Below are 25,175 nucleotides of genomic sequence, written 5' to 3'. Positions count from 1 at the left end.
CGTGGTGACACCGTCGAAGGCCCCGCACAACGGCGTGCGGGGCCTTCGTCTACTGCTGACGGTCCTCCAGATAGCGCGTGTGGGTCTCCTGCCTGCGAGCCTCCGCGTCGCGCAGTGCCGACGCCAGCCGTTCGGCCTCCTCGCGCAGCAGGGAGAGCTGCCGTTCGAGATGGAGTTCGGGCGGCTCGGTGCCCGGGGTCAGCCGGGTCCACCACCGGGTGCGGACGAAGGCGTCGACGGCCTCGGGGACGTCCTGCCGTACCGCCCGGGAGAGGGCGTGCACGCCCTCGGGGTCCCGGGCGAGCGCCTCGGCGACCCAGCCCGGCTCCAGCAGCGCGGCCAGCAGGTCGGTCAGCTCGGTGAGCCGGGCGGCGGGAGTGGGCGGCAGGTCGACGTCGGCGAGATACCCGCCGAGCTTCCCGAAGTCCTCGCGCACCGCGTCGAGCTGGGCCGACGGATCCGGGAAGGCGGGCGGGGCCGGCCGCTCCGGCGGGGCGATCAGCGCGCCCGCGCCGTAGAGTCCGGCCACCACGACGGGCCAGTACGGGCCCGCGACCCCGGTGAAGGTCAGCACCAGGCCGACCAGGCCCAGGGCGCCGCCGGTGAGGTTCTTGCGGGACTCGAGATAGCCGAGGACCTTACTGGTAGCCACGGATCTCCTCGAAGGCGCCGTCCAGCGAGCCGCTCTGGGCGTCGAAGAGGCGGCCGCCGGTCAGGTCGGCGATGTGGGCCAGCTCGGAGCGGTCGGAGTCGCCGAAGAGGATCGGGAAGACGGGGGTGTCCCGCCGGGTGCCGGTGAGCCGGCGGTAGAAGCCGTCGAAGTCCCCGGCCCTGGCGCCGGTGGTGTTCTCGCCGTCGGTCATCAGCACGATCGAGGTGAACGTGTCGCGGTCCGCGCCGAGGTGGTCGTAGGCCTTCTCCAGCGAGGTGTAGATCGCGGTGTTGCCGTCGGCTTCGAGGGCGTCGGTGTCCGTGCGGATGGCGTCCAGACCGGCCTTCGGGTCCTTGGGGTCCACGACGTGCGTCCGCACGCTCTTCACGTCCGAGCCGAACGGCATCAGCGTGACCTCCTCACGGTCGCGGAAGTCGCCGGTCAGGCCGGTGAGCGCCTTCTTCAGCGCGGTCAGCCGGTCGCCCTCCATCGAGCCGGAGGTGTCGAGGACGTACACCGTGCGCGAGGGGCGGCGCAGCTCGTTCTCGTAGGAGTCGAGGAGCCCGTCGGCGACGGAACGGCTGCCGGGGAACGGCAGTTCGCGCCGGCGGCTCGTGTCCAGGCCGGACGCGGGCGCCACCGAGGCGACGACCGGGCGGCGGTGGGTGGTGTCGGTGATCAGCTTCTGTACGGCGTCGGTGCGCAGGTCCTCGGTCACCTTGCGGACGTCCTCACGGGTGCGGGCGTCGGTCGCGGTGAGCGAGGAGAGCGGGTAGTCGGCGGTGACGACGCCGTCCTTGGGGCGGATCACGGTCAGGCCCGGGATGCCCTTGAGGACGGACTCGTAGTTGAGCAGGGCGTCGACGTTGCCACGCCGCTTGTACGCCGTCGCCAGCCAGCCGGAGGAACCCGACGTCAGCTTCTGGCCCTTGAAGAACTCCTTCAGCCTCGGCGTGGCCTTGGCCACGTCCGCGTCCGTCAGTGCGGACTGGGCACCGGACAGGGCCGAGGCGACCGAGACGAGGGTGGAGAAACCGGAGTTGGAGCGGGCCGGATCGGTCATGCCGTACGTCAGCTTCCCGTCCTGCACGGCCTGCTCGATCTGCGACCAGGTGACCTGCTCGGGCTTCCAGCCGAGGGCCTGGGCGGTGGCCGTCTTCACGCCGATGGCGACCGGGCTGGACATGACCGGCGTCTCGGAGAGCACCTTCTTCGCCGCGTCGGGCCGCAGCCGCAGATAGTCGTCCGAGGACAGCCACAGCGCGTCGTACGCCCCGTCGGCCTTGCCCTTGGCGAGCAGGTCCACGGCGTCCAGGGTGCCCATGTAGGTCGGGCGGACGGTGACACCGGTGTCCTTGCGGACGCGGTCGAAGACGGCGGTCATGTCGCTGAGTTCGCTGGAGGCGAGGATCCGCAGGGTGCCGGGCTTCGGGGCGGTGGAGTCGGCGGTGCCGTCCTCGTGTCCCTCGGCCGTGCAGGCGGTCAGCAGAGCGGCCGTCGTGGCCAGCACGGCCAGTGTCCGTCTCGTCATGCGAGTCCGCCCTCCAGCGCGCCCCGCGACCGGCTGCGCTCCAGGTACGCGCTCGCGTTCTGCAGCTCGTCCGTCAGCGACTGGACGGTGGAGGCCATCGCCTCGGTCGCCTGCGCCTTGTAGGTGTCGATGGCGTCCAGGGTGCGGTAGATCTGCTGGAACGCCGAGCGCAGCGTCTCCGCGCCGACGGCCGGGTCGGCGGCGATGCGCTGGATCTCGCCGCTCTGCGTGCTGAGCATGTCGGCGTTGGCCCGGATGAGGTCCTCGGTGGTGCCGCGCAGCGCGTTGACCTGCTCGACGACCTTCTTCTGGTTGTCGAGGGCGGAGGCCAGCATCACGGAGATGCGCAGGGCCGAGACGGTGGTGGTGGCCGCCCGGTCGACGCCCTTGATCAGCTCGTCGTTGTTACGGCGTACGACGTCCATGGCGAGGTAGCCCTGTGCGCACACCGCGAGCTGGGTGAGCAGGTCCTGGTGCTTCTGCCGGACCGGGAAGAGGACGTCGGCGCGCAGGCTGTCGGCCTGCTGGGGGTCGGTGACCCGGGCGATGTGCTCCTCGACGGCGGTGTCCAGGGCCTCGGTGAGGACGACGTACTCCTGGAGCTTGCCCATGGACTCCCACAGCCGGACCCGCTCGGTCTGCAACGCGGCGTTGTCCCGGCGTAGTTCGTCCTGCCCGCCGCGCAGCGAGCCCACGATCCTGTTCAACGTGCCCTGAGCCGAGGCGTACTTGGCGACGTGGTCGCGCAGCTTGTTGCCGCCGGGCAGCCGGGAGAGGAACTTGCGGCCCTTGCTCGACGGGAGGTCGCGCGGGTCCAGGTCCTCGACGACCCGGCGGAGTTCCACCAGCGAGCCGGCGACCTTCGTCTGGGCGTCCCCGCCCTTGTCGGGCAGGCTGCGCACGGTCCGCTCCAGCATGCGGTTGGACTGCGCCGCGGCGGTGCGCATGTCGCCGGCGCCGAGGGCGGTGATCTCGCCGACCTTGCCCGCGAACTCGGGCGAGCGGGCGTCGAGCGAGGCGAGCCCGTCGACGTAGGCGGCGGCCTTGCGGGCCATGTCGGTGCGCACACCGTCCTCGACGGGCACCAGCCCACCGGCCTTGTCCCGCGGCACGGGCGTGACGGCCTCGGGCGGTGTGAGTATGAACTCGTTCTCGTTACTGGTCACTTGACGATCCCCCCGTCATCCGCGCGCCCGGCGGGCCATGTCGTGCAGCACCGCGGAGGTGGGCACGGGCGCCTGCCGGACGCCGGTCAGCTTCTGGTTCAGGTAGGCGGTGCGGTCCGCGGTGGCCGCGACGAACTCGGCGGCGTCGCCCTGCGGCCGGAAACCGTGCCGTACGGCGAGCTTGCGCAGCGTGGGGTCGGTGCTGAGGAGTTCCCCGAGCGCGCGGCCGTTCGCGTCGAGCGGTACGACGGTGTGGTCGCTGTTGACCGTGGTGTCCGGGTAGAGCACCACGAGGTCGGCTGCGTCCGAGCTGGGCTGCTGTTCGGCGAGCAGCGAGGCGACCTGCGACTCGTACACGAGCACCAGCGGGTTTCCGGCGCCGCTGACGAAGTCCCGGAAGACCGCGTCCGAGCTGGACTGCTGGGCGCCCTGGACACTGACCAGTTGGCGCAGCAGGGGTGCGGTGCGGTCGACGTCGGCCTTGCTCGCGACCACCTTGCCGCCGTTCGCGACGTAGGAGGCGGCGGCGAGGTACAGCGCGCCCGAGTTGGAGGACTCCGGGTCGGTGCTCGCGATGTAGAGGGTGCCGGTCAACTCCCCGTGCCTGGAAGCTCCCTTGAGCTGCTGCCAGGTCCGGTTGTGCCGGGCGGCGTCGACGTAGGCGCCCATCTTCAGCGTGCCCCGGCTCTTCCCGTCGAGCGTGGCCAGCCCGTTGGCGGCCAGCACATCGGCGGCACTGCGGTGGGCCACGACCACGAGGGGCGAGTAGAAGGGCCGGGGCAGCGGCTCCTGCACGTGGTACTTGGCGGCCAGCACGTCGGCGGGCGCCTGGCTGGACGGGAAGGCGAAGTCGTATCCCTTGAGGTCCAGGCCCTCCATGGCCCAGGACCCCGACGCCTCCGTCTGCACGGTGTAGCCCTTGGCGGCGAGGGCCTTCACCACATCGGGATCGGCGAAGAAGTCGGCCTTCTCCGATCCGATCACTCCCCGCACGGTCTTCGTTGCCGTGCCCTTGTCCTCCCCATGCCGTCCCGCGACGACGGCGGCCACCACGCCACCGATCAGCAGAACCGCGAGGACGATTCCCGCGATACGTCTCACACGGCGGAGCGTGCTCGCGGAATCCAACATTCCCCGCGGCGGGCGGTGAACGGGGGGTGACATACCGGCCCCGGCCCTGCAACGCCCTTAAGGGGCGCGGGGAACGGCGCGAGAAACCACGACGATCCGGTAGCCGCAGGAGACGCAAGCCCCTACGGCGAAAGGCACCCAGCTCAAGCCAACGCAGTGTATGGCGCCCGGTCCGCGCGTCGCTGCGGGTGCACGCGGACCGGGGCCGATCGGGGGACCCCTGAGGCGGGGTCAGTGGGCCGCGCTGAGTTCCTTCGGGTCGGCCAGGGCGGCGGCGTGGGCGTCCATCCGCTCGGCCGAGAGGATCGCCGCCGCGGTGTCCGCGCGGGAGGCGGCGACCACGAGGGCGCGGCCGGCGAGGGCGTGCGCGCGCTGGTGAAGGGCGGCGGGGTCACCGGACGCGGTCGGCGTCGCACGCAACGGCGGACGTCCTGCCCGCAGTCGGCCGACCTCGCCGGCGAGGCGTTCCGCGGCCGTGTCCAGGTCGGCGCACGGGGTCAGGGCGCGCAGGTCGTCGGTGACGGCGAGCAGCGCGGAGAGGTGTCCGGCCAGCTGGATGTCCAGCTCCTCCTCGCGCGACCGGTGCGGAAAGTCGGAAGGGGTGCCGGCCATCGTGCTGTGGACCGACTTGGTGCGGATCGGTTCGTACATGGGGATGGCCTCCTGTGCTCTGACAGGAAACCATCCTAGCTTGGATTTCGTCTAAAGTTGAGCCGTGTCACGGATTGCGGTCCGCCGGTCTCCGTCCGCTACGGCTGGCTGTATCCGTCCAGGAAGTTCCCGATCCGGGTCACCGCGTCCCGGAGATCACCGGCGGACGGCAGGGTCACCACACGGAAGTGGTCGGGCTCGGGCCAGTTGAAGCCGGTGCCCTGGACGACCATGATCTTCTCCTGGCGCAGCAGCTCCAGCACCATCCGCCGGTCGTCCCTGATCTTGAAGACCTTGGGGTCGAGGCGCGGGAAGAGATACAGCGCACCCTTGGGTCGTACGCAGGTCACGCCCGGGATCTGGGTGAGCAGGTCGTAGGCGACGTCCAGCTGCTCCTTGAGCCGGCCGCCCGGCAGCACCAGGTCGTTGATCGACTGGCGTCCGCTGAGCGCGGCGACCACCCCGTGCTGGCCCGGCATGTTGGCGCACAGCCGCATGTTGGCCAGGATGGTCAGGCCCTCGATGTAGGAGTCGGCGTGGGCGCGCGGGCCGGAGATCGACATCCAGCCGACGCGGTAGCCGGCCACCCGGTACGCCTTGGACATGCCGTTGAAGGTGAGGGTGAGCAGATCGGGGGCGACCTTGGCGGTCGGGGTGTGCGTGGCGCCGTCGTAGAGGATCTTGTCGTAGATCTCGTCGGAGCAGACCAGCAGGTTGTGGCGGCGGGCGATGTCCGTCAGCCCCTTGATCATCGCCTCGTCGTAGACCGCGCCCGTGGGGTTGTTCGGGTTGATGATGACGATCGCCTTGGTGCGGTCGGTCACCTTGCGCTCGACGTCGGCGAGGTCGGGCATCCAGTCCGACTGCTCGTCACAGCGGTAGTGCACCGCCGTACCGCCGGACAGGGAGACGGCCGCCGTCCACAGCGGGTAGTCCGGGGCCGGTACGAGGACCTCGTCGCCGTCGTCCAGCAGGCCCTGCATCGCCATCACGATCAGCTCGGAGACGCCGTTGCCGATGAAGACGTGCTCGACGTCGGTCTCGATGCCGAGGGTCTGGTTGTGCATGACGACCGCCCGGCGCGCGGCCAGCAGGCCCTTCGCGTCGCCGTAGCCGTGCGCGGTGGAGACGTTGCGGAGGATGTCCTCCAGGATCTCCGGCGGGCACTCGAAGCCGAAGGCGGCCGGGTTGCCCGTGTTGAGCTTCAGGATGCGGTGACCTGCTGCCTCAAGGCGCATCGCCTCCTCGAGAACCGGGCCCCGGATCTCGTAACAGACGTTGGCGAGCTTGGTCGACTGGATCACCTGCATGTCCGTGAGCTTACGGCCCGGTAACGCCTCACGGGTCGTGTTTTCCGACACGTGAGACACGGAGCTTTGTGCTGTTATCGCCGGTAGCTGTCTCAGGAGTCACACGCGTCTCTACAATTCCCGCCCATGTCCACCGATCGTGAGCACGCGGCGGAGGCGTACGGCGCGCACAGAGCGGGTGGCGAGCCGGAGGCTGCGCCGAACGTGTACCACCCGCAGGCCGCCTCGGCCCCGTCGTACGAGGAGTACGTCGATCCTGCCGCCGCCCACGGCTGGCAGAACGCCTACGACGAGACCCGTGAGCTGCCCGCGGTGCCCGCGGTGCCCCCGGTGCCCGCGCCGGACGATCCCGCCGGGCCGCCCGCTCCCGTGGCGGGCCGCGGCCGGGCCGATCTCCGGCGGCGGCGGAAGCAGGGCGGCCGTCGTCGGGTGGCGGTCGTCGCGGGGGTCCTCGGCGTGGCCGGTGCCGTCGCCGTGATCGCCGCGCTGGCGGGCGGCTCGGGCTCCCCGGCCGGACAGCAGCCCGCGAAGGGCGGCCGGGTCTCCTCCGGCGACTCCGGTGACTCCGGCGCGCCGAGCACGCGGCAGGACAGTGGAGCGACGCCGAGCGCCACGACCACCGCAGGCGCCCCCGGCGGTGCCTCGCCGTCCCTCACGTCCGGGCCCACCACCGCCTCGGCGAGCACCGCCACCTCCCCGGGCGCGCAGACCTCCACCGCCCCCACGCCGACGGCGACGAGCGATTCGGCGACCGCGAGCGCGTCCGCGACGACGACGGCGACCGGCGTCCCCGGCGGTCGGGGGCACGGCCGAGGTGCCACCAAGAAGCCCCGCTCGTCCACTGATTGACGTCCCGTCAGGAAAACAGTTCGCATACAACTCCTTGCTCACTCATGTCCCTCTCATGAGAATGCTCATGACAAGACAGTGGGCGGCCGGAAGATCTCCGGTCGCTTATGTCTGCAGAGGGGACCCCCACATGAACAAGCCTCTCCTGGCCGCGCTCTCCGCCCTGGCGATCGCCGGGCTCGGCGCGACCCCCGCGGTCGCCGCGCCCCAGGCCAAGACGGCCAAGGCGGCCAAGGCGGTGACCGTCAACTTCGCGGGCACCGTCTCGCTCAGCAACTGCTCCGGCTCCGTCGTCCGCTTCCCGAACTCCGCGGACAGCGACCCGGCGCTCGTGATGACCAACGGCCACTGCCTGGAGACCGGCTTCCCGGAACCGGGCGAGGTCATCACCGGCCAGTCCTCCAGCCGCACCTTCGGCCTGCTGAACTCCTCCGGCACCAAGGTCGCCACGCTCCGCGCCAACCAGGTCGTCTACTCGACCATGACGGACACGGACGTCACGATCTACCGGCTGACCACCACCTACGCGGCGATCAAGAGCTCGTACGGCATCAGCCCGCTCACCGTGCAGAACACGCACCCGACCACCGGTGCCGCCATCAAGGTCGTCTCCGGTTACTGGAAGCGGATCTACAGCTGCAACGTGGACGGGTTCGTGTACCGGCTGAAGGAGGGCGACTGGACCTGGAAGGACTCGCTGCGCTACACCTCCGCCTGCAACACCATCGGCGGCACCTCCGGCTCCCCGGTGATCGACACCAGCACCGGCAACGTCGTCGCCGTCAACAACACGGGCAACGAGGACGGCGAGACCTGCACCGAGAACAACCCGTGCGAGGTGGACGAGAGCGGCAAGGTCACCGTCCGCCAGGGCATCAACTACGCCGAGGAGACCTACCAGATCCCGGCCTGCTTCACGACCGGCAACAAGCTCAACCTGAGCGCCTCCGGCTGCACCCTGCCCAAGCCGTAGTCCCTCCGGCCCGGGCGGTCACACCGGTGTACGGCGCACCGCCCGGCCCGCCAGTACGTCCGTCCGCCGGCCGTCCTCGATGACGAACCCCCCGTCGACCAGGACGTACGGGATCCCGGTCGGCAGCGCGCGGGGCTCGGCGAAGGTGGCGCCGGGCGACACCGTCTCCGGGTCGAAGAGCACCAGGTCCGCCCGGTAGCCCTCACGCACCAGCCCGCGGTCCGGCAGTCGCAGCCGGGCCGCGGGCCGCGCCGTGAGGTGGGCGACGCACTCCTCCAGTGTCAGCACGCCCAGCTCCCGTACGTAGTGCCCGAGATAGCGCGGGAACGTGCCGTAGGCCCGCGGGTGCGGCTTGGCGCCCTGCAGGATGCCGTCCGAGCCGCCGGTGTGGGCGCGGTGCCGCATGATCGTGCGGACGTTCTCCTCGTGGCCGACGTGCTGCAGGATCGTCGTACCGAGCCGGTCCTCGACCAGCAGGCGGCGGGCGGTCGTCCAGCAGCTCTCCCCGTGCAGGTCCGCCGACTCCCGGACCGTACGGCCCACGTGGTCGGCCAGGGCCGGTGCGGTCACGCCGGAGATCTCGACCGTCTCCCACTCCACGGGCACGCCGTGGCAGCCGTCCGCGCCGGTCACCTCCAGGTCGTGCCGGATCCGCTCGGCCGTCGCCGGGTCGGCGAGCCGGTCCAGGATCCGCTCCGGGCCGCCCTCGCTCGCCCAGCTCGGCAGCAGCGCGGCCAGGGTGGTGGAGCCGGGGGTGTAGGGGTAGGTGTCCAGCGTGATGTCCGCGCCGGAGTCCAGGGCCTCGTCGAGCAGGGCCAGCAGGTCGGGCGCCCGGCCCTTGTTCACGCCGAAGTTCATCGTCGCGTGGGCCAGATGCAGCGGACAGCCCGCCTCCCGGGTCAGCGCCACCATCTCGGCGTAGGCCTCCAGGGCACCGGCGCCGTAGGAGCGGTGGTGCGGGCAGTAGTAGCCGCCGTACCGCGCCACCACCCGGCACAGCTCGGTCAGTTCGGCGTCCGCGGCATACATCCCGGGCGTGTACGTGAGCCCCGAGGACAGGCCGACCGCGCCCTGCTCCAGGCCCTCCGCGACCAGCTGCCGCATCCGGTCCAGCTCGGCGGGCGTGGCCGGCCGGTCCTCCCAGCCGACGGCGAGCGCGCGGACCGTGCCCTGCGGGACGAGATAGGCGGCGTTGACGGCGATGCCCCGGTCCAGCCGGTCGAGATACTCGCCCACCGTCCGCCAGTCCATGTCGAGGTCGTCGCCGTACCCGTTCCAGCCGGTGATCGCCCGCCGGACCTCCTCCAGCGTGCGGTCGTCCACGGGCGCGTACGAAAGACCGTCCTGGCCGACGACTTCGAGTGTGACCCCCTGCGCGGCCTTCGCGCTGTGGTCGGGGTCGCGCAGCAGGGCCAGGTCGGAGTGGGCGTGCATGTCGATGAAGCCGGGGGAGAGGACGAGCCCCTCCGCGTCCAGCTCCCGCCGCGCCCCGGGCCGCTGACAGCCCGCCGCCGCGGCCTCCTTGACGATCGAGACGATCCGGCCGCCGTCGACCACGACATCGGCGCGGTAGGAGTCCGCACCGCTGCCGTCGACGACGTCCGCGTCCCGGATGACCAGGTCCTCCACGGCACTCCCCGGATATTTAGAAGAACGTACGGATGTAGTCGACGACCGTCCCGTCCGCCTCGGCCACCGGGATCAGCTGCCACTTGTCGAACGCCGTGCAGGGGTGGGACAGGCCGAAGCCGATCCAGTCGCCGACCTCGACGTCCGCCTCGGGGCTGGTGCCCAGCCAGAGGTGCTGGTCGGACAGGGCGGTCACCTCGACGCCGGTCGCCGGGTGCTCGGTGCCGTCCCGGCGCACCACGTGGGCCACCGGGTGGTCGAGGTCGTAGGCGGCGTCCCGCTTGCCCGCGTTGACGAAGGCCTGCTCGGGGGAGGGGCGGGAGACGACCTGCGCCCACAGCCGGAACGCGGGCTCCAGGGCGCCCTCCTCGGGCACCCGGTTGAACGGGGTGAGCCTGCTGTAGTGCACGTCGTCGTGCGAGACGTACGCGCCCGAGCGCAGCAACCTCAAAACGGGGAGGGAGAGTTCGGGGATGTCGGCGAAGACGTCGGCGACCGCGTCGAACCACTCGCTGCCGCCCGCGCTCACCACGATCTCCTCGGCCCCGGCGAACCGCCCCGCCTTGTCGAACTCCGCCGCGAGCGCGACCAGCCGGCCCAGCCAGGCCCGCACCGGCTCGGGGGCGGCGCCGGGCACCTGGGCCTCGTAGCCCGCCACGCCCACCAGCCGCAGGGTCTCCACGCCCGCCACCGCGTCCGCGACGGCCCGCGCGTCCGCGTCGGTGCGCACGCCGGTACGGGCACCCTCGCCCGCGCCCAGCTCGACCACGACGTCCACCGGGCGGGCGGCGCCGCGCAGGGCCGCGTCCATCAGCTCGACCCCGCGCACGGAGTCGACGTAGCAGACGAAACGGAAGTCGGGGTCGGCCGCGAGGTCGGCGGCGACGCGGCGCAGGGCCGCCGGGTCGACCAGCTCGTTGGCCAGGAAGATCCGCTCGATCCCGAACGCCCGGGCCACCCACACCTGGTGCGGCACGGCGAGGGTGATGCCCCACGCCCCGTGCTCGATCTGGCGCCGGAAGAGCTGGGGTGCCATGGAGGTCTTGCCGTGCGGGGCGAAGGCGAGGCCATGGCGGACGGCGTACGTCTCCATGAGTGCGAGGTTGTGTTCCAGGCGCTCGGCGGAGAGCGCGAGCACGGGGGTGGTGAAGCCGCCGGTGAAGAGGTTGCGGCGCTGGGCGGCCAGTTCGGCGACGGTCAGGCCCTCGGCGTCCGGCGGGAGGCCCTTGAAGCGGTGGTCGACCCGTTCCCCGGCAAGGCGGGCGAGTGCTTCGGTACCGGCTTCCTGGGCCATGGGGCCTCCCTGATCTGGTGCGTTGCACTCTCTGCAACATTCATTGCGTATGTCGCTCACTGCTGTCTAACATCTCGGCCAACGCGGGGTCAACGGACTCCCCCCACCGAGGAGCTACGACGATCGTGACCGCCACCGGATCCCGCAACGCCCCCGACACGGTGGATGTCGTGGCGCTCGGCGAGTCCATGGTCACCTTCCTGCCCACCCGCCCGGGCCGCCTCGCCGACGTCCCCGCCTTCGACCGGACCATCGGCGGAGCCGAGTCCAACGTGGCCTGCGGGTTGGCGGCCGCCGGGCATGCGGTGCGGTGGGTCAGCCGGGTGGGGGCGGACGGCTTCGGGGACCACCTGGTCGAGACGATCGGTGCGTACGGCGTCGATGTCACCCACGTCCGGCGGGACACGACGCGCCCGACCGGCCTGTACTTCCGCACGGCCGGGGACCGGGCGACGGACGAGCACGAGGTGGCGTACTACCGGGCGGGGTCGGCGGCGTCCGCGATGACCGTGGACAACGTGGACGTGGAGGCGGTGCGGGCGGGGCGGGTGCTGCATCTGTCGGGGATCACGGCGGCGTTGTCGCAAGGGTGCCTGGAACTTGTACGCGAGCTGATGAAGCCCGGCGAGGGGCGGCCCTTGGTCTCCTTCGATGTGAACTACCGGCCCGGACTGTGGCGGGACGCCGATGACGCCCGGGTGTTGCTGGAGCTGGCGCGCGGGGCCGACATCGTCTTCGTGGGACACGACGAGGCACGCCAGGCCTGGGGACTGCACGGTGGCCGGGCCATCGTGGAGGCGCTGCCCGAGCCGGAGATCGTGGTCGTGAAGCAGGGCAGGGGTGGAGCGGTCGCGTTCGACAAGAACACCGACGGAATGGAGGACGCCGACGGCACGGCAACCCTCGTCCGGGCACCACGGGTCGATGTCGTCGCCCATGTCGGCGCCGGAGACGCCTTCGCCGCCGGATTCCTCTCCGGCACCCTCCGAGGACTTCCGATGCGCGACCGCCTCCGCCACGGCCACCTCACAGCCGCAGCCACCCTCACCACCCCCGGCGACCTCGCCACCCCACCCACTCGCAGCCACGCCGACCGGCTCGCCGCCCTGGACGACGACGCATGGGGGAGACTTCGACTCGGCCCCGGCTGGACGCAAGCCGACGAGGCCCCGGAGGAGGCGAACACCCCATGAGTCAGACCGTCGACCGCGCCCTGAGCATCCTGCCGCTGCTCGCCGAGGGCCCCGCCGACCTCGGCCAGGTCGCCGACCGCCTCGGCGTCCACAAGTCCACGGCCCTACGACTCCTGCGCACCCTGCACGAGCACGGCCTGGTCTACCGCCAGTCCGACCAGCGCTACCGCCTCGGCGCCCGCCTCTTCGCCCTCGCCCAGGAGGCGATGGAGAACCTCGACATCCGCGAGATCGCCCACCCCCACCTCGTCCGCCTCAACGAGCAGTGCGGCCACACCGTCCACCTCGCCGTGTACGAGGAGAACGAGGTGCTGTACATCGACAAGGTCGAGAGCCGCTACCCGGTCCGCATGTACTCACGGATCGGCAAGCCCGTCGCCATCACGGTCGCCGCCGTCGCCAAGCTGCTCCTGGCCGACCTGCCCGAACCCGAGCGCCGCGCCCTCGTGGACAAGCTCGACTACCCCCTGTACACGGCCCGTTCCACCCCCAACGCCACCGCGTTCCTGCGGGAGTTGGAGCAGGTGCGCGAACAGGGCTGGGCCACCGACCTCGGCGGCCACGAGGAGTCCATCAACTGCGTCGCGGCCCCCGTCCGCGGCGCCGACGGCCGGGTGGTCGCCGCGATGTCGGTGTCCGCACCGAACGTCGTCGTCACCGCCGAGGAACTCCTCACCCTGCTCCCGCAGGTGCGCCGTACCGCGGACGCGATCAGCGGCGAGTACTCCGGAAGAACGCCGGTGAAGGGCACCCCCGAATGACCGAAACGCCAGCGAAGGACACCCCCCGCATGACCGAGAAGATCGCGCTCACCCCGAAGACCCACACCACCCCGCCCGCGAAGTTCTCCCACGGCGTGAAGAAGGGCAACATCCTCCAGGTCGCCGGCCAGGTCGGCTTCCTGCCCGCCGAGGACGGCAAGCCCCCGACGCCGGCCGGTCCCACCCTGCGCGAGCAGACCCTGCAGACCCTCGCCAACGTCAAGGCGATCCTGGAGGAGGGCGGCGCGACCTGGGACGACGCGATGATGATCCGCGTCTATCTGACGGACGTGGACCACTTCGCCGAGATGAACGAGATCTACAACGCGTACTTCGAGGAACAGGGCCTCACCCAGCCGCCCGCCGCCCGGACCACGGTCTACGTCGGTCTGCCCGCCGGCCTCCTCATCGAGATCGACGCCCTCGCCGTCCTGAGCTGACGGCACCTCCGCTCCCTCCCGCAGTCCCGCACGGCACGGCACCCCCTCGGGTGCCGTGCCGCGATCCCCCCTGCCCGGCTGTGCCCTCTGGGGGGACACCCCCCAGACCCCCCGGAACGATGCACTTAAGAAGAGGCCCCCCGAATGTCCTTTCCGCTCGCCGCCCCCGCCCCCGCAGCCCCACCCCACACCGGAGGCCTGCTCCTCCTGATCGACGGCACCGCGGGACTGCTCACCGTCGCCGCCGTCGGCATAGCCCTGCTGCTCTTCCTGATCATCAAGGTCCGGCTGCAGCCCTTCGTCGCCCTCCTCGCCGTCTCCATAGCGGTCGGCCTGCTCTCCGGCCTCTCCGTCACCGAACTCTTCGGCACCGTCCAGCGCTCCGGCGCCGTCTCCACCATCGAGACCGGCATGGGCGGCATCCTCGGCCATGTCGCGATCATCATCGGGCTGGGCACGATGCTCGGCGCGATCCTCGAAGTCAGCGGCGGAGCCGAGGTGTTGGCTTCCCGGCTGCTCAACCTGTTCGGGGAGCGGCGCGCGCCCCTCGCCATGGGCCTGACCGGCCTGATCTTCGGCATCCCGGTCTTCTTCGACGTCGGCATCTTCGTCCTCGCGCCGATCGTCTACGCGGCCGCCAAGCGTTCCAGCAAGTCGATCCTGCTGTACTGCCTACCCCTCCTCGCCGGCCTCTCCATGACCCACGCCTTCCTGCCCCCGCACCCGGGCCCGGTCGCGGCCGCGGGCCTCCTCCACGTCGACCTCGGCTGGGTCATCCTCATGGGCATCGTCTGCGGCATCCCGGCGGTGCTGGCCGCGTGGGCGTACTCGGCGTGGATCGGCCGGCGCATCTTCGTCGCCGTACCGCAGGACATGGTCGAGGCCGCGGCCGAGGCGAAGCTGGCGGTGCTGAACGAGCAGCGCGAGCAGGGCGTGGAGCCGCGCGAGCAACCGGTGCCGCTCGGCACGGTCCTCGGCATCATCGGTACGCCCCTGATCCTCATCCTCGCCGCCACCTTCTCGTCGATCGCCCTCGACCCCTCCACCGGCCGCTCGGTGATCGAGTTCTTCGGCAGCCCCTTCGTGGCGCTGACGATCGCCCTGCTGCTCGCCTACTACCTGCTCGGCATCCGGCGCGGCTGGTCCCGCAAGTCCCTGGAGACCGTGTCGACGTCGTCCCTCAAGCCGGTCGGCAACATCCTGCTGGTCGTCGGCGCGGGCGGGATCTTCGGCGCCGTCCTGAAGGCGAGCGGGGTGGCCCAGGCCCTCTCCGACACCTTCCACGACGTGGGTCTCCCGGTGATCGCGCTGGCGTACCTGATCTCGCTGGTGCTGCGCGTCGCCCAGGGCTCGGCCACGGTCGCGATCGTGACCACGGCCGGCATCGTCGCCCCGCTCCTCGCCGAGGGCCACCACTCCCAGGCCTTCGTCGCCCTCGTCATCATGGCCATCTCCGCCGGCTCCATCTTCGCTTCGCACGTCAACGACGGCGGCTTCTGGATGGTCGCCAAGTACTTCGGCATCACCGAACGGGACACGCTGCGCACGTGGACGGTGCTGGAGTCGGTGCTGTCGGTGGCGGGGTTCGCGGTGGCGGGGGTGGTGAGCGTGTTCCTGTAGGCAGTATGGGTACGTGACCTTCTCCTCCTCCCGGCCGACCGACCCGCTCGGTGACATCACCGCCGAACGCGACGCCGTACTAGACGAGTTGGCCCGGCGCTCCGCCGGCGATCCGGAATCCGCCGAGCTGTGCGGGTACGCCGGAGAGCTGAGCCACCGGCTGTATCTGCTGCGGGACGACGACGGCCGCGACGAGGAACTCGCCCTGGCCGTCGAGGCGTTCGAGCACGCCTTCCGCAATCCCGGCGCCGAGCCGCTCTGGTCGGCCTGGCGGGTCCGGTTCGGGCAGCTGCGGGGTGTGCAGTACGAGGACGGCGGCGAGCGGCATCTGCTGGAAGAAGCCTTCGAGTTGCTGGTGGCCGGGGTGGAGGGGCTGCCCGACCAGGACCCCGACTTCGCCTGGGAGCGAGTGTGGGGGCGGCAGGTGCTCGCCGTGTGCGCCAAGCTGCGCTGCCTCGCCGAACCCGACTCCGCCGAGCTGCTGGCGGAGGCCCTGCGCAGGCACGACGACGCCCTTGCGGACGTGGAGCCGGGCAGTGAGGAAGAGGCCGACCTGCGGGCCGGGGCCGGATATCTGTCCATGCAGCGGGCCCTGCTCCACGGCGACCTCGACGCCGCCGACACCTCGGCCCGCCACTACCGCGCCCTCCTCGCCACCGCCCCGCCCGCCGAAGTCCCGCACCTTCGCTACAGCCTGGGCCTGGCCGCGATGGTGCGCGGACGGGTGCGGGTCGACCGGGAGGAACTGGAGGCCGCCCGGGACGCCTTCGACACCGCGCTCACCGAGGCCCGCCGGGCGGGCGGACCCGAACCCCACTGGGCGTTCGAGGCCGAGGTCAACGCCCTCCTCGTACGGGCCATGATCTGGGGCACCTGGAAGGACGTCGGCCACAGCCTGGCCGCCGAGGTCGAGCTGCGGCGCCTGCTGGAGCGGCCCGGCGCCGAGGAACAGCTGCTGCCGCAGTACCTGGACATGTTCGGGCGGCTGCTGTACGAGCGGGCCGCCGCCCGTGACGACGCCGAGGGCAGGGACCGCGGTATCTCCCTGGTGCGCCGGGCCATCGACACCTGGCGGCCGGAACGGGACGGCGACATCGGCGCCACCGCGCTCTTCCTCGCCCTCTTCCAGCAGTCCCGGCACCACGACGACCCCCGGCCGGACCGTGCCCGGGACGTGCTGCGGGCCGCCGGAATCGTGCTGGACTCAGGGACCGACAACCACGATCTGCTCCAGTCCGCCCGCATGCTCGACGGCTGGGCCCGCTTCACCCTCGCCGACCACGGAGAACTGCCCGAGATCGACGGATACCCGGAGGGACTCGACGCCGAACGGCTGAAGCAGACCTGGGACGGCATGCTCGACGACATCCGCGAGGGCCGGGCCTTCGTCGACTTCGGCGAGGAGGAGTTCCTGCGGGGCATGGAACGGGACGTCGTCGGATCCCGCCGTCGCATCCAGGGCTTCGAACAGGCCCTCGCCCGGCTGCGCTCCCTCGAACCGGGCAGCCCCGGCCGGGCCCAGCTCGCCTCGCTGATACTGAACAACCTCACCGTTGTCGACCCCGAGGGCACCCACGTCACCGCCGAGCACCGGCGGGAGCTGACCCAGGCGGTCCTGGAACAGGCCGAACGGGACCCGGCCTGGCGGGGGCCGGCGCACGCCATCGCCGGCGTCGCCCGGCTGCAGCAGGAGATGAGCAGGGGTTCCGGCGCCGGCTTCGACGAGGTGCTCGCCCACTTCGACCGGGCGGAGGCCGACGGCGGCCTCGGCGACGAGGCCGACTACGCCCTCGCCCTCGCCCGGTTCGTGGCCCAGACCCAGCGCGGCCAGACCGGCGGCGCCGGCGACGACATGGAGGCCGGTGCCGCGACCTGGCGCCGACTGCGCTCCGACCCCGCCCTGCCCGCGCACGTGCGCCGCCTGATGGACCTCCAGCAGGCGGGCTTCGACGCGCACACCGCCGTGCGGAGCGGCGACCTGGCTACCGCCGACCGGCACATCGCCGCGCTCACCGAGGGCCACGCCGCGCTGAGCGAAGAGGACCCCTCCCGTATCGAGATCCTCATCCTGCTGGAGAACGCCCGCCTCGGCCGCGACAACCTCGCTCAGCACCTCGGCGTACCCCCGCTGCCGGCGCTCGCCGCCCGCCCCGGCGCGGCCGAACTGCGGCGCCAGGCGAGCCGGTTGCCACGCGACCATCGCGCCTGGGTGCTCGGCGACACCGGCATGGCCCGTTTCGCGCAGGCCGCCGCCCAGCAGGACGGACCGGGACTCGTGGCGGCCATCGGCCTGCTCCGGGAGGCCCATGAGCTGTGCGAGCCGGGCAGCGACAGCCGCCTGCGCTACGCCAATGGCCTCGGCATCGCCCATTGCGTCCTGTCCGAGATGGAGTTCGACCGGGTGCGCCGCCGCGAGCGCCTGGCCAAGGGCATCGCCCTGCTGGAGGGCGCCTTCGCGGAGGCGGGCGGACCAGAGCACCGGCTCTACGCCGACATCGGCCTCGCCCTCGCCCGCGCCCACCGCACCCGCGACGACCTGCACCGCCGCGACCGGGCGAACGCCCGCACCCTCGGCCTGAACTCCCTGCGCGGCCACGCCTGGGCCGCCCTGCTGCAGTCCGGCACCGACCACGCGACGGTCGCCGCCGCGCAGGCCACCGCGGCCGCGCTGGAGGTGGCCGGCTGGTGCCTGAAGGACGACCGCCCCGAGGAGGCCCTCCAGGCCCTGGACGCCTGCCGGGGCCTGGTCCTGCACGCGACCCTCACCTCGGCGACCGTCCCCGACCTCCTCACCGCCACCGGCCACACCGACCTCGCGGCCGACTGGCAGGCCGCCGGAGCCGGCGCGACCGAGCGGCCCACCGACCCCCTCACCGCCGCCCAGACCCCCCTCACCGTCCCCAGCACCCTGCGCCGCCGCGTCCTGGCCGCCCTCACCGGCACCCACCAGGCCCGACTCCTCGACCCGCCCACCCCCGAGGAGATCGCCGAGGCCCTGCGCACCCTCACCAAGGACGCCCTGGTCTACCTGGTACCGGCCACGGATGACACCCCGGGCACCGCCCTGGTCGTCACCTCGAATGCCACGGTGCACGCCGTACCCCTGCCGACGCTCACGGAGGTTGCGGCGCCGCTGAAGGAGTACGGCCCGGGGGAGGGGCTGTCGCGCGCGGGGGGCCCGGACTCGGGGGCCGCGCAGGCGCAGTACGCCTCGGACGCCGGTCTGTCCGGGGGCCCGGGCGTCTCGGTCCCAGGTGCCCCGCCGACGGAGTACGGCCCGGGCGGCACCCCCGCCCACCCCCGCGACGCCGGCCCCGTCCCCGGCTGGCGCCCCACCGCCCCGCCCTCCCTCCGCGCCCAGCTGGACCGGCTGTGCGGCTGGGCCTGGTACGCGGCGATGCGGCCGCTGCTGGAGGCTTTCGAGATGCCGGCCGGACGGTTGCCCCGGCTGGTGCTGGTGCCGATGGGGAAGCTGGGGCTCGTGCCCTGGCACGCGGCCTGGGAGGCGGGCGGGCCGCGGGGCCGGCAGTACGCGCTCCAGGCCGCCGAGATCTCCTACGCCGCCTCGGCCCGCCTGCTGTGCCAGGTGGCCGCCCGCCCCGCCGCCGAGCACACCGGCTCCGCCCTGATCGTCGGCAACCCGACCGGCGACCTGCGCCACGCGGGCGAGGAGGCCGACGCCATACAGCGGGCCTTCTACCCCGAGGCCCGGTTCCTGGGCCGCCGTACGGCCGGTCCCACCGACGGCCCCGGCACCCCGGGCGAGGTGCTGCGGTGGCTGCGCGAGTCGCCGTACGACGGGGCGGTGCTGCATCTCGCCTGTCACGCGTCCGTCGCCGAGAACGCCCGCCGCAGCGCCTATCTCGCCCTGCACAACGGGCAGTTGGCGGCGGAGGAGATCGCCGGCGCGGGCGGTGACCGGCTGGGCCTCGTGCTGCTGGCCGCCTGCCGCAGCCATGTCTCGGGCCGCGGCCACAACGAGGCCTACAGCCTCGCCACCGCCTTCCTCGCCGCCGGCGCCCGCTCGGTCGTCGGCTCGCTGTGGCCGGTCCCGGACGAGGCGACCTCGGTGCTGATGTTCCTCACCCACCATTTCCTGCGCACCCACGGCGAACCCCCGGCCCGGGCGCTGCGCCGCGCCCAGCTGTGGATGCTCAACCCCGACCGCGAACTACCTCCGGACCTGCCTGAGTTCCTCGCCGAGCGGGGCCGCCGGATCGACCCGCACGATCTGAGCGCCTGGGCCGGCTTCACACATCTGGGCCGCTGACCGGCTCCGGCACCAGCGTGCGCAGCGGCACGGTCACCGCCGTCCAGCGGCCCGCCGCCCCCAGCACGGGGCCGGCGATCCGACGCCCGGTCGCCGCGTCCCAGGCGGGCAGCCGGAACGGCACCGTGCTCAACTCCCGGTCCGCCACGATCAGTTTGAACCAGTCACGGGCCTCCGCCCCCGGCGCGACGGCCCGGGAGGCGGGCAGCGACAGCTGCACGGGATCGCCGTCCAGCGCGTGGCCCGTACGGCCGGGACCGATGAAGTGCCCCGGATACAGCGCCGAGGAGGAGGCGTAGTCGTCGGTCAGGTCGAGCAGGACGCACCACAGGGTGCGGTCGGGGGAGCGGTTGTGCAGACGGATCGACACCCAGGGCGGGCGCAGGCCGCCGCTGTACGCGCAGACGATCTCCCCGGACGCGTCCGGCCGCAGCGGCTCCGCCGAGCCCCACGGGGTGATCTCCAGCTCCACCAGACCGTCCAGCAGGGAGGGCCGCGGGGTGAGATCGCGCAGTTGGTGCCAGCGGGTGAGGTGGGCCAGGCAGTCCGCGACCCGCCCCGCGTCCGCCGGTACGGCGAAGGGAAGCGGCGCCGTGAACTCCGTACCGTCGCGCCGCAGCACCGACGCCCGTCCGTCCCGCACCCGTACCCGGAAGTGCAGCCCCAGCGCCTCCTCGGCCCCGTCCACCAGCCGCACCAGCGGCCCGAGTGCCGTCGCCAGCCGCCGTACGTCCTCCGGTGATCCGTCCACCGCCACACTGGCCGGCGGCAGCGCGACGTCCGACAGCGCGACCGGATACACCCGCTCCGGCTCCGGCTCCCAGTCCACCGGCGCGACCAGCGTCCGCGCGGCCGACACCTCCACCGCGCGTACGACTCCCCGGCCCGGCCCCTCCTCCAGTGCCGCGAAGGTGGTGCCCTGGGCCTCGGCGCCGCCCTCCCGGAGACCGTGCACGGCACCGCAGTCCACCTCCCAGCCGTCGGCGCCGTACCGCAGCAGGTGCGGGCTCGCCGTGCGGGGCGCGCCGCCCAGCAGCGGGCGGTCCGCCGCACCGCCCGGGAGGTCCGGGAAGAGCACCGGATGCTGGGTGCTGCCCGCCCGCTGCACCCGGGCCGCGGCCGCCGCCAGCAGCTCCCGGCAGGTGGCGCCGGGACCGGCCGCGCGCACCGCGCCGACCAGCGCATGCGTGAACGCCCCGTGCCGGCGCCCCTCGAACCAGCCCTCGTACGACGGCTCGTCCAGCCGGCTCGCCGCCAGCAGCACATGCCGGGGCGGCCCGCCGTGGGCCCGGGCGCCGAAGTCCCACTCCGGCCGGGGCGGCGCGTACCGCTCGGTCAGCTCCGCCTCCCGCGTTGCGCCCCCCGAGTGACAGCAGTCCAGCACCGCCGTGACCTGGGCACCGCCCGCCGCGACCCGGTCCAGCAACGCGCCAAGGCGCTTGTCGAGCAGCGGACCGTCCACGCACACCAGCGCCTGGTTCAGGCCCGTCGCCTCGATCAGCAGATCATCACCGGTGGCGGCTTCCTGCGTGCCGTGCCCGGAGAACCACAGCAGCGCGGTGTCGTCCGGACCGGCCGAGCCCAGGTGCCGCAGTATCGCGTCCGTCACGGCGGCCACGGTCGCGTCGGCGTTCAACAGGACGGTGACGTCCGCCTGTTCACCGGCCAGGTCGGTCAGCAGCCGGCCCGCCTCGGCGATGTCGTTCGCGCAGCCGCCGAGCGCACTCGCCACGGACGCCGGATAGTCGTCGATGCCCACCAGGAGCGCCTTGATCGTCCCCATAGGGGAGAGTCTGCCAGTGTCCTGTCGGTGTCAATCAGCCGTACCGAGATGCACTCTTGACGTGACGTCACTAACCTTCACCTTCCGTGCATCGCACAACCGCTCACCACCCATGACTCTCGGGGGACACATGGGGAACACCGAACGGCCGCGCCGTATCGTGCAGTCGGCACAGCAGAGTCCAGGAATCCAGCCGGGCCTGGGCGCCCAGCGGGGCGCCGCACCCGCCAACCCGGCACCCGCCGCCCTGCGCCGTGAGCTGTACACATCGCGCTCCCGGAAGCTGCTCGACGCCGTGGGCCGGCTCGACGCGGGACTGGACGAGCAGGCCTGCCGGTCGCTGGCCGAGTGGGTCCGCGAGCAGTACACGACGGCGTACGGCTCGGTGCCGCTCGGCTTCGTCGCCCGCTGCCATCTGGGCCCGCCGTACGTCGACCACCAGCTGAACCTCTTCCACGTCATCGTGCGGCACTTTGCCCCGGCCGAGCCGATGCCCGAGCCGTTCTCGGCCGCCCGCATGCTCGCCCGCTCCGGCGGCTACGCGTACGTCGAGGTCTACGACGACGGCCTGATCCTGCCCGTCCTGGACGACGGCACCGTCGTCCGCCCCTGACCCCCGACCCCTGCCCGCTCACCCCGCAGCACTCGAACGGAGTTCCGCATGTCCGAGGTCGACTACACACTGCGCCGCCAGGTGCAGGAGGTCAGCAACCTCGTCATCAGACTCAGCGAACAGGTCGGCTCCGTCTCCGGCCAGGTCTCCACCGTCGAGGCCAACCAGCACCAGACCCGCACCGAACTCCAGCAACTGCGCGACGAGTTCCTCGCCTTCGTCCAGCAGGCGCAGGCCACCGCGAACGTGCAGCGCGCCGAGACCCGCATCGGGGCCATCGAGGACAAGATCGACCACGAGTTCGGCCACCACAAGACGGTCCGCCGTACCGCGGTCGGCATGCTCCAGGCCTTCGACATCGGCCTGGTGTCGGAGGACAACGTCCGGATGGTCGGCGACCAGCTGATGCTCCAGACCCCCCGCTACTGGCTCGCCCCCGCCCTGGTCGCCCTCGCCTCCTGGTCCGCCGACGACCGCACCCTGTGCGAGCGCGCGGTCGACGAGGCGTTCCGCCGCTCGCCCGACCGCACCTCCCTGTTCTTCGCGCTCGTCCTGCGCCGCCAGGGCCGTGCGGAGGGCGCCGTACGCTGGCTGCGCCACTACCTCCTCGCCCAGGACCCGGCCGCGCTTGGCCGCGAGTTCGCGGTCATCCTGGAGGCCATCGCCCAGGGCGCGTTCGGACTGGTCGGCCGCGAGCTGCTGGACCGTACCCTCGCCGAGTGGCGGAACCAGCTGATGGACAGCGCCGACGCACAGGCCAAGCAGGTCCGGCGCTGGCGCGACGAGCTGGAGTCCCTGCGCGGTCCGTCCCAGGCGGCCGAGTTCCCGCGCCTGGCCGCCCTGTCCCCGCAGTGGCTCACCCTCGACGGCGTGCTCTCCTCGGCGCGCGGCCAGCAGCCCGTGCTGGACAAGTACCGGGCCATCATGGAACGCGAGTTCCAGCCGTCCGAGCGCATCGAGGACGCCGTCGACGACATCCTCGACCGGCTGGTCTCCGAGTACGACAACGAGGAGCTGCCGCTCCGCCGCGACCTCGCCTTCAACCAGGCGGTGGTCGACCACGACGGCGACCTCACCTCCGCCCGCAAGACCGCCGACGCGGACGCGGCGTCGTACGAGGAGACCCTCGACTACCTCACCGTGCAGACCACGGCCGCGCTCAACCCGCAGGCCATCGGCACCTCACCGGCCACCCAGCGGCTCTCCGTGGCGGCCTGCCACGAGTGGTTCCGCCAGGCGCACGCGGCCCACACCCGCGACTACCGTGCCGCCGTACCACAGGACGTCCAGGCCCAGTTCGCAACGTCGCACTCCGTGGGCTCGCAGCTCTTCCAACTCCCCACCTGGGTCGGCTCCTTCACCCAGCCCCTGGCCACCCTGGAGAAGTCCCTCAGCGACCACTGGGACCGCTACACGGGCCCGTTCGTCGAGGCGCTCGCCTTCCCGTGGCTGAAGAAGGTGGCCCCGCTGGCCGGAGTCGTCGCGGCCATCCTCCTCTTCCTCGCCGGCAGCTTCCCCCTCTTCGCGATCGGCTCCGCGGCCATCGTCGCCCTGGTCTGGGGCCTGATCCTGCGCAACCAGGCCCAGACCGCGAAACGAGCCCAGGACGCGGCCCGCGAACTCCTGACCCGCGCCAAGACGGAGTCCCTGCACCAGCTACGAGGCGCCTCCGCCGAACTCACCGACTGGTACGAGAAGTTCACCTCCGCCGACCAGACGGAGACAAAGGTCCGCGAACTGATCGCCACGCTGCCTACGGCGGGCGGGGGTGCTTCGCCGTTCGAGGGGCGGACTGTGGGGAAGGAGAGCGGGGCTGCGGGGGCGGTTGGGGAGGAGGCTGGGCCGGGGGCGTCGGCTCGCGCGGACTCCTCGTCCGAGCCCCACTGGGCCGCCGCTCCCGGGCCCGGTACCGGTGGGGAGGCCGCGTCTGCGGAGTCGCCCCAGAGGGACGCCGTACCCCCGGCCCACTGGGCCGCCGCTCCCGAGCCCCGGACGGGCGAGGACGCCGCGCCTGCGGACTCGGCCCAGGAAGACGCCGTAGCCCCGGCCGCCCCCTGGCAGTCCGCGTCCGAGTCGTCGTCCCGTAAGGAGTCCGGGCCGGAGGCCAAGGCCGGTCAGGAGAACTCGTCCGAGTCTCAGGAGGACAGCGCCCGATGAGTACGCCACCGCCGCCCGCTCAGCAGCCCGGTCCGACGCCGCCCGCGTCGGACGAGTCGCCATGGGCGAACGCCACGCGCCCCGCGTCGCCCGAGGCGGGGACCGTGCCGCCGTCAGGGAGCAGCACGGCAGGCCCGTCGGCGACCGCGGCCCAGCGGTCCTGGGCCGCGACCGGGCAACCCGCGGCCACGGTGCCGGGCCAGGGAGCTGCGGTGCCTGCGCAAGGGGCAACCCCGGCGGCGTCCTGGGCCGCCGCCCCGCAGTCCGCTGCAGGCGGCACCGCACCCCAGGGAGCCACCCCGGCGGCGCCCTGGGCCGCCGCCCCGCAGTCCGCCGCCGCCCCCCATGCCGCCCAGCCCAGCGGCAGTGGCCCCGTCTCCCCCTGGGCCGCCTCCGCCGACTCCGGTCGCGCTCAGTCCTCCCCGTGGGCCGCGCAGCGCCGCCCGCAGCAGGAGCGGGTCACCAGCAGGCTTCGGCGGGTCGTGGAGGGGCTGCCCGACTGGGAGCCGCTGCCGCCGGGCGAGACCCTCGTACGCCGGCCGGGCAGCACCGCATGAGCGGTCTGTGGGGCGACGGCGGCCCCTACCAGGCCTGGGTCGGCTTCCTGCGCCGCTGGGCGGCCCTGGAGCCCGCCGACCCGGCCGTGCTGCCCGCGCTCGCCGAGGAGCAGTACGACGGCGACACCTGGGCCCGGCTGACCGAACACCTCACCGGCGCCCTGAACACCCGCCTGGTCGCCTGGGCCGAGCACCTGGTCCGCGCTCTGAACGAGGCCCGGGACGACTTCAGTTGGGGCCGTGAACTCGCCCAGGCCCGCACCGGTCTGCACAGCATCCGCGGGCTGGCCGCCCACCCCGGCCTCCCGGCGTCCCTGCGCACCCGGCTGACCGAACTGGTCGACAACCAGATCACCGAGGTGCAGGCCCAGCTGGAGCGGAACCTGGACGCCGAGATCCGGCGCGGCACCGACCCCCGCCTGGTCGACCGCCGCCGCCGCACCCTGCGGGACAACGCGCTGACCGCCACGCTGACCGTACGACCGGCCGGGGACGCATGGTCGTACGACCCCGCGGCACCGCCCCGACGGCGCATCGTGCCCGGCTGAGGCGCGGCCCGCCCGCAACCCGTCCCGATCCGTCCCGCCCCGAAGAA

21 protein-coding genes are annotated in these 25,175 nt (G+C 72.6%); 11 read left to right on the top strand and 10 right to left on the bottom strand.

Going from position 1 to position 25,175, the window contains the following annotated elements:
* Positions 1-49: 49 nt before the first annotated feature.
* From CRP49_RS07555 to CRP49_RS07530, 6 genes are all read right to left on the bottom strand, one after another.
* A complete protein-coding gene (locus CRP49_RS07555; protein WP_097252708.1) occupies positions 50-652 on the bottom strand; it encodes a hypothetical protein in 603 nt (200 codons plus the stop codon).
* The gene (locus tag CRP49_RS07550; protein ID WP_097252707.1) at positions 639-2,183 is read right to left on the bottom strand and encodes a substrate-binding and VWA domain-containing protein; all 1,545 of its coding nucleotides are present in this window, start codon (positions 2,181-2,183) and stop codon (positions 639-641) included. Before CRP49_RS07550 ends, CRP49_RS07555 begins: the two co-directional genes overlap by 14 nt.
* Positions 2,180-3,349 (bottom strand): toxic anion resistance protein, encoded by a 1,170-nt coding sequence (locus CRP49_RS07545; protein ID WP_097252706.1) that lies wholly within the window; start codon positions 3,347-3,349, stop codon positions 2,180-2,182. The genes CRP49_RS07550 and CRP49_RS07545 overlap by 4 nt, the downstream gene beginning before the upstream one ends.
* Before the next feature lie 15 nt (positions 3,350-3,364).
* Positions 3,365-4,450: a substrate-binding domain-containing protein gene (locus tag CRP49_RS07540; RefSeq protein ID WP_097252705.1), complete on the bottom strand. Its 1,086-nt coding sequence runs from the start codon at positions 4,448-4,450 to the stop codon at positions 3,365-3,367.
* 261 nt (positions 4,451-4,711) lie between these two features.
* Positions 4,712-5,131 (bottom strand): hypothetical protein, encoded by a 420-nt coding sequence (locus CRP49_RS07535; protein WP_097252704.1) that lies wholly within the window; start codon positions 5,129-5,131, stop codon positions 4,712-4,714.
* 98 nt (positions 5,132-5,229) lie between these two features.
* Entirely contained in the window at positions 5,230-6,441 is a 1,212-nt protein-coding gene (locus tag CRP49_RS07530) for a pyridoxal phosphate-dependent aminotransferase (RefSeq protein ID WP_097252703.1), read from the bottom strand.
* 126 nt (positions 6,442-6,567) lie between these two features.
* On the opposite strand from CRP49_RS07530, the gene CRP49_RS07525 reads away from it, so the two are divergent.
* Both CRP49_RS07525 and CRP49_RS07520 read left to right on the top strand, forming a co-directional pair.
* Positions 6,568-7,290 (top strand): hypothetical protein, encoded by a 723-nt coding sequence (locus CRP49_RS07525; protein WP_257033326.1) that lies wholly within the window; start codon positions 6,568-6,570, stop codon positions 7,288-7,290.
* Between the two features lie 130 nt (positions 7,291-7,420).
* Positions 7,421-8,263 carry a serine protease gene (locus CRP49_RS07520; protein WP_097252702.1) on the top strand — a complete coding sequence of 281 codons (843 nt, stop codon included), beginning with the start codon at positions 7,421-7,423 and terminating at the stop codon, positions 8,261-8,263.
* A gap of 18 nt (positions 8,264-8,281) precedes the next feature.
* On the opposite strand, the gene CRP49_RS07515 is transcribed toward CRP49_RS07520, so the two are convergent.
* Positions 8,282-9,892, bottom strand: coding sequence for an amidohydrolase family protein (locus tag CRP49_RS07515; protein WP_097252701.1), 1,611 nt, complete (start codon positions 9,890-9,892; stop codon positions 8,282-8,284).
* 16 nt (positions 9,893-9,908) lie between these two features.
* Positions 9,909-11,186: an alanine racemase gene (locus tag CRP49_RS07510; protein WP_097252700.1), complete on the bottom strand. Its 1,278-nt coding sequence runs from the start codon at positions 11,184-11,186 to the stop codon at positions 9,909-9,911.
* A 125-nt stretch (positions 11,187-11,311) separates the two neighbouring features.
* Here CRP49_RS07510 and CRP49_RS07505 point away from each other — a divergent pair, with 125 nt between their 5' ends.
* From CRP49_RS07505 to CRP49_RS07485, 5 genes are all read left to right on the top strand, one after another.
* The gene (locus CRP49_RS07505) at positions 11,312-12,379 is read left to right on the top strand and encodes a sugar kinase (protein ID WP_097252699.1); all 1,068 of its coding nucleotides are present in this window, start codon (positions 11,312-11,314) and stop codon (positions 12,377-12,379) included.
* Complete coding sequence (locus CRP49_RS07500; RefSeq protein WP_097252698.1) at positions 12,376-13,140, top strand: IclR family transcriptional regulator; 765 nt, start codon at positions 12,376-12,378, stop codon at positions 13,138-13,140. The genes CRP49_RS07505 and CRP49_RS07500 overlap by 4 nt, the downstream gene beginning before the upstream one ends.
* Before the next feature lie 29 nt (positions 13,141-13,169).
* The gene (locus CRP49_RS07495; protein ID WP_097252697.1) at positions 13,170-13,580 is read left to right on the top strand and encodes a RidA family protein; all 411 of its coding nucleotides are present in this window, start codon (positions 13,170-13,172) and stop codon (positions 13,578-13,580) included.
* A 144-nt stretch (positions 13,581-13,724) separates the two neighbouring features.
* A complete protein-coding gene (locus CRP49_RS07490) occupies positions 13,725-15,200 on the top strand; it encodes a GntP family permease (RefSeq protein WP_097252696.1) in 1,476 nt (491 codons plus the stop codon).
* Positions 15,201-15,213: 13 nt separating this feature from the next.
* On the top strand, positions 15,214-19,470 hold the full coding sequence (locus tag CRP49_RS07485) for a CHAT domain-containing protein (RefSeq protein ID WP_257033325.1): 4,257 nt from the start codon (positions 15,214-15,216) through the stop codon (positions 19,468-19,470).
* Here CRP49_RS07485 and CRP49_RS07480 read toward each other — a convergent pair.
* Positions 19,451-21,253, bottom strand: coding sequence for a caspase family protein (locus tag CRP49_RS07480; RefSeq protein WP_097252695.1), 1,803 nt, complete (start codon positions 21,251-21,253; stop codon positions 19,451-19,453). The two genes, CRP49_RS07485 and CRP49_RS07480, sit on opposite strands and share 20 nt — an antisense overlap.
* A gap of 130 nt (positions 21,254-21,383) precedes the next feature.
* Between CRP49_RS07480 and CRP49_RS07475 the strand changes: the two genes are divergently transcribed.
* Both CRP49_RS07475 and CRP49_RS07470 read left to right on the top strand, forming a co-directional pair.
* On the top strand, positions 21,384-21,866 hold the full coding sequence (locus CRP49_RS07475; RefSeq protein ID WP_097252694.1) for a hypothetical protein: 483 nt from the start codon (positions 21,384-21,386) through the stop codon (positions 21,864-21,866).
* 48 nt (positions 21,867-21,914) lie between these two features.
* Positions 21,915-24,023, top strand: a complete 2,109-nt coding sequence (locus CRP49_RS07470) for a hypothetical protein (protein WP_257033324.1) — start codon at positions 21,915-21,917, stop codon at positions 24,021-24,023.
* A gap of 19 nt (positions 24,024-24,042) precedes the next feature.
* On the opposite strand, the gene CRP49_RS46760 is transcribed toward CRP49_RS07470, so the two are convergent.
* A complete protein-coding gene (locus tag CRP49_RS46760) occupies positions 24,043-24,213 on the bottom strand; it encodes a hypothetical protein (protein ID WP_179851538.1) in 171 nt (56 codons plus the stop codon).
* 22 nt (positions 24,214-24,235) lie between these two features.
* Here CRP49_RS46760 and CRP49_RS46755 point away from each other — a divergent pair, with 22 nt between their 5' ends.
* On the top strand, positions 24,236-24,580 hold the full coding sequence (locus CRP49_RS46755; protein WP_179851537.1) for a hypothetical protein: 345 nt from the start codon (positions 24,236-24,238) through the stop codon (positions 24,578-24,580).
* The gene (locus CRP49_RS07465; RefSeq protein ID WP_097252693.1) at positions 24,577-25,128 is read left to right on the top strand and encodes a hypothetical protein; all 552 of its coding nucleotides are present in this window, start codon (positions 24,577-24,579) and stop codon (positions 25,126-25,128) included. Before CRP49_RS46755 ends, CRP49_RS07465 begins: the two co-directional genes overlap by 4 nt.
* Positions 25,129-25,175 lie beyond the last annotated feature (47 nt).

Origin of the sequence: Streptomyces sp. Ag109_G2-15 (assembly GCF_900215565.1) — a bacterium.
In the GTDB taxonomy this organism is placed as follows: Bacteria; Actinomycetota; Actinomycetes; order Streptomycetales; family Streptomycetaceae; genus Streptomyces; species Streptomyces diastatochromogenes.
This window is presented reverse-complemented; position numbering and strand designations above follow the sequence as displayed.